This window comes from Actinomadura sp. NPDC000600 (genome assembly GCF_040492135.1).
Lineage (GTDB): Bacteria > Actinomycetota > Actinomycetes > Streptosporangiales > Streptosporangiaceae > Spirillospora.
In genome coordinates, this window is sequence record NZ_JBEUPD010000004.1 from 1 (window position 1) to 12,700 (window position 12,700).

12 protein-coding genes and 1 riboswitch are annotated in these 12,700 nt (G+C 72.9%); of the genes, 5 read left to right on the forward strand and 7 right to left on the reverse strand.

The window, feature by feature from the left end:
• Together ABWI07_RS07260 and ABWI07_RS07265 are read left to right on the forward strand one after the other, a co-directional pair.
• Positions 1 to 1,845, forward strand: a 1,845-nt coding sequence (locus ABWI07_RS07260; protein ID WP_353818000.1) for an AAA family ATPase, incomplete at its 5' end; no start/stop codon positions are given.
• 71 nt (positions 1,846 to 1,916) lie between these two features.
• Positions 1,917 to 2,591: a 4Fe-4S single cluster domain-containing protein gene (locus ABWI07_RS07265; RefSeq protein WP_353818001.1), complete on the forward strand. Its 675-nt coding sequence runs from the start codon at positions 1,917 to 1,919 to the stop codon at positions 2,589 to 2,591.
• On the opposite strand, the gene ABWI07_RS07270 is transcribed toward ABWI07_RS07265, so the two are convergent.
• Entirely contained in the window at positions 2,495 to 3,469 is a 975-nt protein-coding gene (locus tag ABWI07_RS07270; protein WP_353818002.1) for a hypothetical protein, read from the reverse strand. The two genes, ABWI07_RS07265 and ABWI07_RS07270, sit on opposite strands and share 97 nt — an antisense overlap.
• 48 nt (positions 3,470 to 3,517) lie before the next feature.
• Here ABWI07_RS07270 and ABWI07_RS07275 point away from each other — a divergent pair, with 48 nt between their 5' ends.
• A complete protein-coding gene (locus ABWI07_RS07275; protein ID WP_149260883.1) occupies positions 3,518 to 3,910 on the forward strand; it encodes an FHA domain-containing protein in 393 nt (130 codons plus the stop codon).
• 71 nt (positions 3,911 to 3,981) lie between these two features.
• Here the strand turns inward: ABWI07_RS07275 and typA are convergent, their stop codons facing one another.
• Entirely contained in the window at positions 3,982 to 5,835 is a 1,854-nt protein-coding gene (typA, locus tag ABWI07_RS07280) for a translational GTPase TypA (protein ID WP_149260884.1), read from the reverse strand.
• A 191-nt stretch (positions 5,836 to 6,026) separates the two neighbouring features.
• A riboswitch (cyclic di-AMP (ydaO/yuaA leader) is annotated at positions 6,027 to 6,163 on the forward strand.
• Between the two features lie 40 nt (positions 6,164 to 6,203).
• Here typA and ABWI07_RS07285 point away from each other — a divergent pair.
• A complete protein-coding gene (locus tag ABWI07_RS07285; protein WP_149260885.1) occupies positions 6,204 to 7,187 on the forward strand; it encodes a C40 family peptidase in 984 nt (327 codons plus the stop codon).
• On the opposite strand, the gene ABWI07_RS07290 is transcribed toward ABWI07_RS07285, so the two are convergent.
• From ABWI07_RS07290 to ABWI07_RS07300, 3 genes are read right to left on the reverse strand one after another with little or no spacing between them, the layout of a single operon-like run.
• Positions 7,180 to 7,566 carry a (deoxy)nucleoside triphosphate pyrophosphohydrolase gene (locus ABWI07_RS07290; RefSeq protein WP_149261225.1) on the reverse strand — a complete coding sequence of 129 codons (387 nt, stop codon included), beginning with the start codon at positions 7,564 to 7,566 and terminating at the stop codon, positions 7,180 to 7,182. The two genes, ABWI07_RS07285 and ABWI07_RS07290, sit on opposite strands and share 8 nt — an antisense overlap.
• Before the next feature lie 29 nt (positions 7,567 to 7,595).
• Positions 7,596 to 8,378, reverse strand: coding sequence for a Mut7-C RNAse domain-containing protein (locus ABWI07_RS07295; RefSeq protein WP_502912804.1), 783 nt, complete (start codon positions 8,376 to 8,378; stop codon positions 7,596 to 7,598).
• 29 nt (positions 8,379 to 8,407) lie between these two features.
• Positions 8,408 to 9,697 carry an amidohydrolase family protein gene (locus ABWI07_RS07300; RefSeq protein ID WP_353818004.1) on the reverse strand — a complete coding sequence of 430 codons (1,290 nt, stop codon included), beginning with the start codon at positions 9,695 to 9,697 and terminating at the stop codon, positions 8,408 to 8,410.
• A gap of 61 nt (positions 9,698 to 9,758) precedes the next feature.
• Between ABWI07_RS07300 and ABWI07_RS07305 the strand changes: the two genes are divergently transcribed.
• Complete coding sequence (locus ABWI07_RS07305) at positions 9,759 to 10,322, forward strand: MarR family winged helix-turn-helix transcriptional regulator (RefSeq protein WP_353818005.1); 564 nt, start codon at positions 9,759 to 9,761, stop codon at positions 10,320 to 10,322.
• Positions 10,323 to 10,352: 30 nt separating this feature from the next.
• On the opposite strand, the gene ABWI07_RS07310 is transcribed toward ABWI07_RS07305, so the two are convergent.
• A complete protein-coding gene (locus ABWI07_RS07310; RefSeq protein WP_353818006.1) occupies positions 10,353 to 11,408 on the reverse strand; it encodes a C40 family peptidase in 1,056 nt (351 codons plus the stop codon).
• A complete protein-coding gene (locus ABWI07_RS07315) occupies positions 11,405 to 12,037 on the reverse strand; it encodes a hypothetical protein (RefSeq protein ID WP_353818007.1) in 633 nt (210 codons plus the stop codon). The genes ABWI07_RS07310 and ABWI07_RS07315 overlap by 4 nt, the downstream gene beginning before the upstream one ends.
• Between the last annotated feature and the right edge of the window lie 663 nt (positions 12,038 to 12,700).

The following is a 12,700-nucleotide window of genomic DNA, read 5'->3' on the forward strand; positions in this document are numbered from 1 at the left end:
GCGACCCTCTCGGTGCACTCCCAGTACGTCCTGTCGGGCAACCTGTACGACAGCTTCCTCTCGCCCGCGGCGGACGGCGCGCCCGCACAGCTGCTGCCGCTGCGCGCCCTGCTGTGGGAGACGCTGCGCTCCAGCGGCGCGTCCTTCATGGCCGTGTACGACCCGGTGGACGGGCTGCAGATCGTCCCCGGTCCCGAGGACGCCGCCGGGGCCGAGTCGGCCGCGGCGGCCGAGCGGCTGCTCGGCAAGGTGAAGGCGGACGAGAAGCCGTCGCTGGAGGGGCTGACCCGCTACCTGGCCGCGGTCGCCCGCCCGAAGGAGAACGTCCGCGCCGCGTTCGTGATCGACTCGGCGTCCCGCATCGCCCGCACCCCGACCGACCTGGAGCCTGCCGAGCGCGACTTCTTCCGGTTCTGCGCGAAGCTGTCGCGCAGCGCCCGCCCCGTGCGGGTGACCGGGCCGCGGCCGAAGCCGCTCTACAACCCGGTCGTCTGGCTGGTGGAGCGGCCCGGCGACCTGCCGCCGTGGCTCACCGCAGACAACGAGAACATCCGCGAGATCACGATCCCGCGCCCGCACCTCGGCGACCGGCAGGAGACGGCGCGGCTGCTGGCCCGCGCGTTCGGGGTCGGCGACGTCGCCGCCGACGAGGCCGCGGCGGCGGCCTGCGACGCGTTCGCCGAGCAGGCCGACGGGCTCACCCTCCAGTCGATGATCGAGGTGACCCGGCTGGCGAAGGAGCGCAACGTCGACCTCGCCGACCTGCCGGACGCGGTCCGCACCTACAAGCTCGGCGTGCTCGACAACCCGTGGAGCCGCGGCCACCTGCGGCGCCGGGTGCTGGACGGGGAGAAGCGCGTCCCCGAGCGGGTGATCGGGCAGCCGCAGGCCGTCACCAAGACCCTCGACATCCTCAAGCGGGCGGTGCTCGGCCTGTCGGGCGCGCAGGCGACCCGGTCCGGGAGCCGGCCGCGCGGGGTGCTGTTCTTCGCCGGCCCGACCGGCACCGGCAAGACGGAGCTGGCGAAGGCGATCACCGAGCTGGTCTTCGGGGACGAGTCGGCCTACCTGCGCTTCGACATGAGCGAGTTCTCCGGCGAGGGGTCCGGCGACCGGCTGATCGGGTCGCCGCCCGGGTACGTTGGCCACGAGGCGGGCGGCGAGCTGACCAACGCCGTCCGCGAGGACCCGTTCCGGGTGATCCTCTTCGACGAGATCGAGAAGGCGCACCCCCGGATCCTGGACAAGTTCCTCCAGATCCTGGAGGACGGCCGCCTCACCGACGGCCGCGGCAACACCGTGCACTTCTCCGAGTCGATCCTGATCTTCACCTCGAACCTCGGGATGTACGTCCCGGGCCGCGACCTGACGGCCCGCGACGCCTCCCCGTTCGGATCGCCCGAGCGTGTGCAGAACATCACACCCGGGATGTCCTACGACGAGGTGGAGCAGCGCATCAAGGGCGCCGTGGCCGACCACTTCACCGAGGTGCTGAACCGGCCCGAGCTGCTCAACCGGTTCGGCGACAACATCGTGGTGTTCGACTTCATCTCCGCCGAGGCCGCGCACAAGATCTTCGATCTGCAGTTCGCGAACATCTGCCGCCGGGTCACCGACGAGCACCGGCTCGTCCTGGCCGTGAAGGGCGAGGCGCTCGAGACGCTCCGCCGGTGGTGCACGGAGGAGCTCGACAAGGGCGGGCGCGGCATCGGCATGGCCCTGGAGTCACACTTCGTCAACCCGCTGGCGCGCGCGCTGTTCGACCGGGAGCTCGTCCCTGACGAGAAGGTCACCGTGACGGGGATCCGGCGCGAGGGCAGCATCGTGCATCTGGACCTCCAGTGAGCACGGGTCGGCCCCCCGCGGCCGGAGACGGCGCCGGCGAGACGCTGCTGCTCGCCAAGGCGCACTACCCGGTGACCACACTCGGCCCCGGGACGCGGGCGGGCATCTGGACGCAGGGCTGCACGCTGCACTGCGACGGCTGCCTCTCCCGCGACACGTGGGACGCCGACCCGGGACGGGCGATCCCCGTCGACGCGGTTCTAGGATGGCTCGCGTCCCTGCCGGAACCGGTCGACGGGGTGACCATCTCGGGCGGTGAGCCCTTCCAGCAGCCGGCCGCGCTGGCGGCCCTGGTGCGGGGGATCCGCGCGTGGCGGGAGAATCGCGGCCGTGAGACGATTGCGTTGGACATATTGGTTTACAGCGGATATGCCTACTCTCGGCTCTCGCGCGCCGCAGTGACGCGCGAGATCGTGGACATGTGCGACGCCGTGATCACGGGGCCGTACGTCGACCGGCTCAATCCGGGGGGGCGACACTCCGGGGACGGCTCTCTACTCTGGAGGGGGTCGGCCAACCAGCGTGTCGTGCCGGTGTCCCAGCTGGGACGCGAGCGGTACGGGGCAGTGGCCGGCGTCGGCGACACTGAAGGAAGAGGGCCCCGAGTACAGGTGTCCGTGGACGAAGGGCCGGAGGGAAGGCGGGTGTACTACATCGGGATCCCGCGACGGGGTGACATGGAGCACCTCACGTCGAGGCTCGACCGCGCCGGGGTGCGCTCGGGGGATGTGTCATGGCGACCTTGAACTGTCCGGTCTGTGACGAGCCTGTCCAGCCGGGCGATCTGCTCTGCATGAGCTGCGGAGCCAACCTGGCGCGCGCCGGCGGCGCGCCCCAGCCGGGCCCGGGCGGGTACGACCAGCGGGTCCCCCCGCCGCCGGGGCCGCAGGGCGGCCAGCCGTACGGCCAGCCCCAGCACGGGCAGCCGCAGTACGGGCAGCCTCAGCACGGGCAGCCGCAGTACGGCCAGCCGCAGCAGAACGACCCGTACCAGCAGCAGGCCCCGCACCAGCCGGGTCCCTCCGCGCAGCCGCAGGACCCGTGGGGCCCGCCGCAGCCGCAGCCGCAGCCGGACGCGTGGGGGCCGCCGCAGCAGCCTCCCGCCGACCAGCAGGGGCAGCACCAGTACGGCCAGCCCCAGCACGGGCAGGCTCAGCACGGGCAGCCTCAGCACGGCGGCCAGCCCCAGCACGGGGGCCAGGCGCCCATGCAGCAGCAGCCGGCCGACCCGTGGGGCATGCCGCAGCAGCAGCCGCCCCAGGATCCGTGGGGCGCGCCGCAGCAGTCCCCGGGGCCCGAGCAGCAGTACCAGTCCCCTCCTCAGGACCAGTACCAGCAGCCCCAGGACCAGTACCAGCAGCCGCAGTACGGCCAGCCGCAGGACCAGTACCAGCCGCAGGACCAGTACGGCGCCCCGCAGCCCGGTCCGGGCGACCACCAGTTCGGCCCGCCGCAGCCGCAGCCCCCGTACGGGCAGCCGCAGCACGGGGGCCAGCCCCAGCACGGCGGCCACCCTCAGCACGGTGGTCCGCCGCAGCACGGGCAGCCCCCGCACGGCCAGCCGCAGCACGGGGGCCAGCCGCCGCTGCCGCCGCACGGCCGTGAGGCGACGCTGCTGCCGCACGAGCACAACCAGGGCCAGCGCCCGCCCGCGCCCGACAGCACGGCGTTCATGTGTCCGTACTGCGAGGCGGTGCTGACCAACCCGGGCGCCGCGCAGTGCGACTCGTGCCTGCGCCCGCTGCCGCAGAAGGGCACGCCCGTCCTGCGCGTCCAGTTCCCGACGGGCGAGCTCAAGGTCTCCGTCGGGCAGCACCTGGTGCTCGGCCGCGACGCGGGCCAGTCGCCGGTGGCGGCCACGTTCACCCAGTACGACAACGTGTCGCGGCGCCACTCGACCGTGTGGCTCGACCCGTCCGGCACGGCGTGGGTGCGCGACGAGGGCTCCACCAACGGGACGTTCGTCAACGGCGAGCGGCTCCCCCGCGGCGTGGAGGCCCCGCTCCGCGACGGCGACCAGCTCCGCCTGGCCGCCGACGTGACGGGAACCGTCCAGCTGAACTGAGCGACACGCGACGAAAAGAGGCGGCCCCGCGGTTCTCCGGAACCGCGGGGCCGCCTCTTTCGCTTACCTGCTCAGCCCGCGCGCTTGGTGCGGGCGCGCGTGCGCTCGCGCTCCTTGGCGTCGAGGACCACCTTGCGGATGCGGACGGCGGTCGGGGTCACCTCGACGCACTCGTCCTCGCGGCAGAACTCCAGGGCCTCCTCCAGCGACAGGAGGCGGGGCGGGGTGAGCCGCTCCAGCTCGTCGCCGGTGGACGACCGCATGTTCGTGAGCTTCTTCTCCTTGGTGATGTTGACGTCCATGTCGTCGGCGCGGGAGTTCTCCCCGACGATCATGCCCTCGTACACCTCGGTGGTGGGGCCGACGAAGAACGTGCCGCGCTCCTGGAGGTTCGTGATCGCGTAGGCGGTCGCGGCGCCGGAGCGGTCGGCGACGAGGGAGCCGGACGGCCGGGTGCGCAGTTCGCCGAACCAGGGCTCGTAGTCCTCGAAGACGTGGTGCGCCATGCCGGTGCCGCGCGTCTCGGTCATGAACTCGGTGCGGAACCCGATCAGGCCGCGGGCGGGGACGAGGAACTCCATCCGGATCCAGCCCGTCCCGTGGTTGGTCATGTGCTCCATGCGGCCCTTGCGGACCGCCATCAGCTGCGTGACCGCGCCGAGGTGCTCCTCGGGGATGTCGACGGTGAGCCGCTCGACCGGCTCGTGCTTCTTGCCGTCGATCTCGCGGGTGACGACCTGCGGCTTGCCGACGGTCAGCTCGTAGCCCTCGCGGCGCATGTTCTCCACCAGGATCGCCAGGGCCAGCTCGCCGCGGCCCTGCACCTCCCAGGCGTCGGGGCGCTCGGTCGGCAGCACCCGGATCGACACGTTGCCGACCAGCTCGCGGTCGAGCCGGTCCTTGACCATCCGAGCGGTGACCTTGGTGCCCTTCTCGCGGCCCGCCATCGGCCCGGTGTTGGTGCCGACCGTCATGGAGATCGCCGGCTCGTCCACCGTGATCAGCGGCAGCGGGCGCGGGTCGTCCGGGTCGGCGATGGTGTCGCCGATCATGATCTCGGGGATGCCCGCGATCGCGATGATGTCGCCGGGCCCGGCCTCGTCCGCGGGCTTGCGGGTGAGCGCCTCCGTCATCAGCAGCTCGGTGATCTTCACCCGCTCGATGCTGCCGTCGTGCCGGCACCAGGCGACCTGCTGGCCCTTCTTGATCATGCCGGCGTGCACCCGGCACAGCGCGATCCGGCCGAGGTAGCTGGAGGCGTCCAGGTTCGTCACGTGCGCCTGGAGCGGGGCGTCCGGGTCGTAGGACGGCGCCGGGATCGTCTCGGTGATGACCTTGAACAGCGGCTCCAGGTCGTCGCTGCCGGGCATGGCGCCGTCGGCGGGCTTGTCGAGCGAGGCCCGCCCGGCGCGACCGGAGGCGTACACGATCGGGAAGTCGATCTGGTCCTCGTCGGCGTCGAGGTCCATGAACAGCTCGTAGGTCTCGTCCACGACCTCGTCGATGCGCGCGTCGGGGCGGTCGGTCTTGTTCACGACCAGGATCACCGGCAGCTTCGCGGCGAGCGCCTTGCGCAGCACGAACCGGGTCTGCGGGAGCGGGCCCTCGCTGGCGTCCACCAGCAGGACGACGCCGTCCACCATGGACAGGCCGCGCTCGACCTCGCCGCCGAAGTCGGCGTGCCCCGGGGTGTCGATGATGTTGATCGTCAGCCCGTTGTGCAGGACGGCGGTGTTCTTCGCGAGGATCGTGATCCCCTTCTCGCGCTCCAGGTCGTTGGAGTCGAGCACGCGGTCGTCGACGTCCTGGTTCTCGCGGAAGGCCCCGGACTGCCAGAGCATGGCGTCGACCAGCGTCGTCTTGCCGTGGTCGACGTGGGCGACGATCGCGACGTTACGGAGGTCGTCGCGCGTGGAGATGGGCATGCGGGTTCGCCTTGCGTGAGAGTTCGGGGATCGCCGCAGACACGCGGCAGTCCCCCATTCTACTTGGCCGTGCGTACCATCCATCCCGAGCCGTTCGTACCGCCGGTCACACCGGGCCCCGATTGGCGAACTTTGCTCGTTCTTTGTAATCTTCCCGAGATCCGGTCGTCCGGAGTCCCCTCCCCGGGACTGCGGCCGGAACGCCGAATCTCCCGAGAAGCGGGAGAACCGGGGACCCACCACCCTCGGGGTGAATCGACACGTGTCGTAGGGCGACTCCTGGCCCGAACCCGTCAGCTAACCCGGTAGGCGTGCGAGGAGAGGAGAACACCGGCTTGGTTCCGGATTCCCGTCGGCGGCGTCGCATCATGCCCACCGCCACAGCCACCCTGCTCCTGATCGGCCTGGGCGCCGCCGCGCCGAACGTCGCCCGCGCCGCGCAGCCGTCCCGGCACGCCGCCGCGCCGTCGGCGCCCAGCCCGACCCCGACGACGGAGAAGGGCCTGCGCAAGAGCCTGGACGCGCTGAACGAAGAGGCCGAGATCCTCACGGAGAAGTTCAACAAGGCCCGCGTGGAGCTCGGCAAGGCCCGCAAGGCCGAGCAGGACGCCACCAAGGAGGCCGCGCGGCTGCGCGCCCTCGCCGAGCCCGCCCGCCAGCGGCTCGGCAGCCTGGCCGCGGCCAACTACATGGCCGGCGGCCCCGACGTCCTCTTCGGCTCCGGCGCGTCCGCCGAGGGGCTGTCCGACCGCGCCTACCTCGCGCAGAGCCAGGCCACCGCCGTCCTCGCGCTGAAGAAGCAGATCGACCAGGCCGACGCCGCGCAGCGCACCGCCCAGGCCAAGAGCGCGCAGCTCAAGAAGGCCTGGGACGACGCCAAGAAGGCGCGCGACGCGGCCAAGTCCAAGGTCGGCGAGGTGATGAAGCGCCTCGACAAGCTGACCACCACCCACGCGCGCGACCCGCGCACCGGGCTCACGGCCACCGTGAAGGGCTCGGACCTGCCCGCCAAGATGGCCCGCAAGGCGCTCACCAAGCTCGGCTCCCCGTACGTGTGGGCCGCCGCCGGACCGAACAGCTTCGACTGCTCCGGCCTCGTCGTCTGGGCCTACACCCAGGTCGGCAAGCCCGGCCTCCCGCACTACACCGGCGACCTGTTCGCCATGGGCACCAAGGTCTCGCGCGGCTCGCTGCGCTCCGGCGACCTGGTCTACTTCGGCAGCAACCTCCACCACATGGGCATCTACCTCGGCGACGGCAAGTACCTGCACGCCCCCCAGACCGGCGACGTGGTCAAGATCTCCAAACTCAGCGAACGCTCCGACTTCGCCGGCGCAAACCGGATCAGCTGAGGCCCTGAGCCGCGAGGAGGTCTATGACCGGGCGGTCGCCGGGGAGCCAGTCGACGTCGTAGAGCTCGGACGGGGTGAGCCAGCGGAGTTCCAGGTGCTCCAGGGCCTGCGGTTCGCCTTCGACGATCTCGGCCGTCCAGACGCGGAGGAGGCTGCGCTCGCTCAGGCGCCAGTCGCCGCCGACGCGGCGGCCGAGGCGGACCTTCACGGCCAGTTCCTCGTGGCACTCGCGCACCAGGGCGTCCTCGTCCGACTCGCCGGGGTCGACCTTGCCGCCGGGCAGTTCCCAGCCGCCCGCCATGTGCGGCGGCTCCGCGCGCTGGGCGGCCAGCAGGCGCCCCTCCGACAGGATCGCCGCACCCACCACCACGAGATCGATCTCGACCAGCTCCTCTCCGTGCTTCTCCCTCAGACCGCGGCGCCGGTCCGTCCGGTTCCGTTGCCCCGGAGGGCGTCGACCAGTCGCGTCGCGTCGCGGACGATCTCCTCCAGGCGGTCGCCGTGCGCGCCGCGCCAGTACAGCTGACCGCAGTCGGCGCAGCGGCCGTAGACGTCGTAGTTGCGTCGCGTGCCCGCCTGCAGCTCGCGCTCGATCTCCTGCTTGTCGACCGGGACGAGCTCGCCGTTGCATGCGGTGCAGCGCGTCCACGGCCGCAGGACGGGCGCGAACCGGTCGAGCAGGTCGCGGAGCTGGTCGTCCGGGCGCGAGCCGCGGACGTAGGCGCCGAACCACAGCGCGCGGCGGCGCAGGAGGCCGCGGTCCTGGGTGAGCAGGACACGGCGCTCCTCGTTGGCCTGGACGACGAGCGCCGGGTCGTCCATGTCGTTGTGGTAGGCGGTGTCGAGGCCGAGCAGGCGCATGCGCCGGGCCAGCGTCCCGAGGTGGACGTCGAGGAGGAAGCGCGGCGCGACCTGGCCCGGGTCCAGCGTGACGGGCTGGGGGCGCGGCACCGCCGCCACGCGGACCTCGGCGCCGACCGCGGGCCGGGTGGCGGGCCCGGCGGGCTCGCCGTCGGCCGTCATCGGGCCCGCCTCGGGCAGCGGCACGCCCAGCGACTCCACGAGGTGCCCCAGCGTGGAGGTCCCGTCGTAGGGCACGCGGGCCGGGGCCGCCCGCCGGGCGGCGGGCAGGAACATCAGCAGCTCGTCGGCGACGCGGATCGTTATCTCGGACTCCACGCAGATCAGCATGCCACGTGCGGCCGACGATTCTCCTCGGCTCAGGCCGCCGTCACGCGCCCGGCGGACTCCGTCAGCGACGCCAGCAGGGCGGGGACGTCGTGGCCCGTCAGCACTCCCCCGCGCTTGACCACCCGGCCGCCGACGAGGACGGTGTCGACGTTGCGCGTGTCGGCCGCCAGCACCACGGCCGCGACGGGGTCGTGGGCCGCCGCGACGCCTAGGGTGTCGGTGCGCAGGACGAGGAGGTCGGCCTGCTTGCCCGGGGTCAGCGACCCGGTGGCGTCCGCCAGCCCGGCGGCCTCGGCTCCCTCGATCGTCGCCATCCGGAGGGCGTCGGCGGTGGTGAAGCCGAGGCCGGCGCCGTCCGGGCGGCCCCGTTCGAGGAGGTAGGCGGCGCGCATGACGCTGAACATGTCGCCGGGTCCGCAGGCGACGGTGTCGGCGCCGAGCGCGGTCGGGACGCCCGCGGCGCGGGCGCGTCCGGTGGGCGGGGCGCCGATGTTCACGGCGGCCTCGATGGCGGGGGCGACGGAGACCGTCCCGCCGCTCCCGGCGATCCGCTTCAGCTCCTCGTCGGTGTAGAAGTTGGCGTGCACGTACATCGCGGGGTGGTCCATCAGCCCGTGGGCGTCCAGGAACGCCAGGCCGCTCGCGGCGCTCTCGGCGCCGTGGCCGCCCATGTGCGCGGTGACCGGCAGCCCGAGGTCGCGGGCCGTCCGCCATTCGGCGAGCGCGCGCTCGGCGCCCGCGATCTCCGGGCCGAGCGCGGCCAGCGCCATCGTGACGGTGCCGCCGGGGCCGCCGAAGTACTCGCGGTGGACGCGGCCGGTCTCGGCGGCGAGCGCGCCGAGGTCTCCGTCGCCGCCGTAGCAGTACCCGAACACCGCCCTGATCCCGGACTCCCGCAGCGCCGCGATGTTCGCCTCGGTGTGGCCGGGGCCGAGCTGGATGTGCGACCAGTCGACCAGCGTGGTGATGCCGGAGTCGAGGCATTCCAGGGAGCCGGCGAGCGTCCCGGCGAACACGTCCTCGGGACGGTACCGGGGTGCCATCTCGCCGAGGACGCGTTGCAGGTAGGCGGGGAGCGTGCCGTCGGCCACGGCCGCGCGGATCCCCGCCTGCCAGGTGTGCCGGTGGGTGTCGACGAAGCCCGGCATGACGATGCGGCCGGTCGCGTCGATGGTCTCGGCGCCCTCCGGCGCGGCGAGCCCCGGGCCGACGGCGGCGATGCGGCCGTCCTCGACGAGCACGTCGGCGGTTCCAAGCACGGTCGGCCGGGGCGCGGTGTCGATGACGAGGCCGTTCGTGAGCAGTAGAGTCGTTGTCATGCTCAAAAGCTTAAGAGTTAGCTTTTTAAAAAGCAACAGGCTGAGCGAGTACGCTCGGGGCGTGCAGGACGAGAGCGTGCGCGGGGACGAGACCGGGTCCCGCCGGGACGAGTTCGACACCCGCAGGGATGAGATCGACACCGTGGCCGACGCGTGGCGGCGGGACGGGCTGTCCGAGCCGCTCATCGCGATGCTGGAGCTGAGCAAGCGCGCCGGGCGCGTCGCCATGCTGGTGCAGCAGGCTCTCCGCGGCCCGCTCGCCGAACTCGGCCTCACCTACGCCGAGTTCGAGGTGCTGACCGTGCTGCGCCGGGAGGGCGAGCCTTACCGGCTCCGGCCGAGCGAGCTCACGCGGTCGGCCTTCCTCACTTCGGGCGGCACGAGCAACGTCCTGCAGCGGCTGCAGAAGGCCGGCTACATCGAGCGCGAGGCCAACGCCGGCGACGCCCGCAGCCGCTTCGTCCAGCTGACGGAGGACGGGCTGCGCGTCACCGAGCGGGCCCTGGCCGCGTCCGGCGCGGCGCACGAGGAGGTCATGGCCCTGGTGCCGCCGGAGGACGTCCGGGACGCCGCCGACGCGCTGCGCGAGATCCTGCTCGTCATCGGCCGGCGCCGGTTCCGCTGAGCCCGCCGGGCCGGACCGCGCGCCGGGCGGTCACTGCCGCGCGGCCAGCTCCGACACCTTCTTCTTGAAGTCGGGCCGCGCGAGCGGGCGGGTCACCCCGACCCAGTTCGCCTTCTTGTACGTCTTGACGCCGATCGCGGGCACGCACGACGAGCAGCTCGCCACGATCATCTTGCCGCCGCCGATGACCATCCCGACGTGGCCGGGGTTGTCGGGCGACGTCCCGGGGCCGGAGTTGAAGAACACCAGGTCGCCTGGCTGCTCCTTGCCCTTGGGGATCTTCACGCCGAACGGCCACTGCTCGAACGTCGTGCGCGGGAGGTTCAGGCCGACCTGCCGGTACGCGGCCTGGATCAGGCTGGAGCAGTCGTAGGCGTCCGGCCCGTTCGCCCCGAACACGTACGGCTTGCCGCGCTGCGCCATGGCGAACGCGATGATCGTCTTGACGAGGGCGCTGACGTTGGCGGGGAGCTGGTTGTCCTCGCAGTTGATCCCGTTGGCCTGGACGACCTTGAACTCGCCGCCGACGTAGCGCTTCGCCCAGTCCAGGACGAGGTCCACGTAGTCCCACGAGTGGTTGTACTGGAAGATCGCGGTGCGCATCCGGTCCGGGGCGCCGTTGTGCTTGAGGTAGGCCGCGGCCGTCGGGATCGCGTCCGCCGGGTCGTAGCGGTCCTTCTTGCCGTCCTTGTCGCCGTCCACCGCGAACGCCTTGAACGTCGGCTCCAGGAACTGCATGGGGCCGCCCGCGCCCGCGTAGTTCTCCCCGCTGGACACGCCCGGCATCGTCGACCTGCCGTGGTCGGTCTCGACCTTGCCGACGCCCGCCAGGACGTTCCAGGGGATGCCGTACTTCTTTCCCGCCTCCTGGTACAGCTTGAGGTAGTCGGCGGGGACCGCCTTCGCGTCACCGGCCGCCGCGGGCTGCGAACCGGCGGCGGCCGTGTCCACGCAACCGCCGCCGCCGACTCCGCCCCCGTACAGGAACTGGCCCGTGCCGAACAGGATCGGGACGGAGACCAGCGCCGCGAACATCACCGCGGCGACGCAGAGACCGCCGACGAACAGCAGTATCCGCGTGCTCATCCCGTGTCACCCGCCTGCCCGGCGTCCGCCGGCTCGAACGAGTAGACCCGCATCGAGCCGCCGGACCTCGTCACGGTGACCGCGTACTGCTTGCTGTCGCTGCTCGTCCGGCCGTTCCTGGTGACCTGCCGGCGGCCGGTCACCAGGAAGATGATCGAGTTCTTCTCGATGTCGCGGACCTCATCGAGGGACGCTGCGCCCTGCGCGACGAACTGCTCCTTGCGGTGCTCCTCCACCATCGCGGGCGCCGCCATCCCCTCTCCGAGACGCTGCCCGAGGTCGTCGGTGGCCAGGCCGGCGAACTTCGCCACGTAGGCCTGGGGGGTCTCGTCGTAGCGGTACGTCCCGTAGGCGGCGACGAACCGCTGCGCGAGGTCCGCCGCCGCGGCGAACTCCCGCCGGGAGAACGGCAGCAGCCGGTAGACGTCGAAGTCGTCAGGGTTCACGGTGCTCTGGATCCCCGGCGGCGGCGACGCGGGGGGCTGCGACGCAGTGGCGGTCGGGCGTGCCTGCGGCTCGTCGTCGGACTCGTCGGAGGGCGCGGCGACCGTCAGGTACACGCCGACGGCCGCCAGCAGCACGACGAGACCCGCGAACAGGAGCTTGCGCCGCCGGTCGGTCAGGTTCATCACTCGTCCCGATCCGCCTCACCGGACCGGCGGTCGGCCGGACGCAGCCAGAACGGGATCGGCGGGGAGGCGTCGGAGCCGCTCCTGCCCCACAGCGGCGGGGGCTGCCGCCGCCCACCCGGCTCGGGACGCGAAGGGCCGCCGCCCGAGCCGCCGGAGCGGCCGCGCTGCCGGGGGACGCCCCCGGACCCGCCGCCGGACCCTCCGCCCGAACCGCCCGAACCACCCGAACCGCCGCCAGAGCCGCCGTTGCCGCCCCCGGAGAACCAGCCGCCGCCACCGGAGCCGCCCGAACGGCCCGAGCCACCGCCCGAACGCCCGCGACCGCGGTCAACGGAGCCGGACGAGCGTCCGCCACCGGAGAACCAGCCACCGCCGCCGCCCGAGCCGCCGCCAGAACCGCCGGACGATCCACCGCCGCCCGAGCCGCCGCCCGAGCCGCCGCTGCCGCCACCGCCGGAGACACCGCCGCCGGTTCCGCCCCGCCCCGCCCAGGAGGTCGGGCGGATGGTGCCCTTGCCGGAGCCCGACCCGCCTCCGTCTCCCGCGTCGGGGGGGGGGGCGGGGGGGGCACAGCGCCGGCGGGCGGCGGCGGGGGGGGGCACCCCCCGCCCGGCCGGCGCCACGGCCACCCCCCCCCCGGGGTCCGGGGCGCGCGGGGAG

Excerpts from the sequence above, each read along its gene's own strand:
- ABWI07_RS07275 (WP_149260883.1), top strand. The coding sequence starts at position 3,518 with ATGTGTCCGTACTGCGAGGCGGTGCTGACCAACCCGGGCGCCGCGCAG.
- ABWI07_RS07295 (WP_502912804.1), bottom strand. The coding sequence starts at position 8,378 with ATGCTGATCTGCGTGGAGTCCGAGATAACGATCCGCGTCGCCGACGAG.
- ABWI07_RS07285 (WP_149260885.1), top strand. The coding sequence starts at position 6,204 with ATGCCCACCGCCACAGCCACCCTGCTCCTGATCGGCCTGGGCGCCGCC.
- ABWI07_RS07310 (WP_353818006.1), bottom strand. The coding sequence starts at position 11,408 with ATGAGCACGCGGATACTGCTGTTCGTCGGCGGTCTCTGCGTCGCCGCG.
- ABWI07_RS07315 (WP_353818007.1), bottom strand. The coding sequence starts at position 12,037 with ATGAACCTGACCGACCGGCGGCGCAAGCTCCTGTTCGCGGGTCTCGTC.
- ABWI07_RS07300 (WP_353818004.1), bottom strand. The coding sequence starts at position 9,697 with ATGACAACGACTCTACTGCTCACGAACGGCCTCGTCATCGACACCGCG.
- typA (WP_149260884.1), bottom strand. The coding sequence starts at position 5,835 with ATGCCCATCTCCACGCGCGACGACCTCCGTAACGTCGCGATCGTCGCC.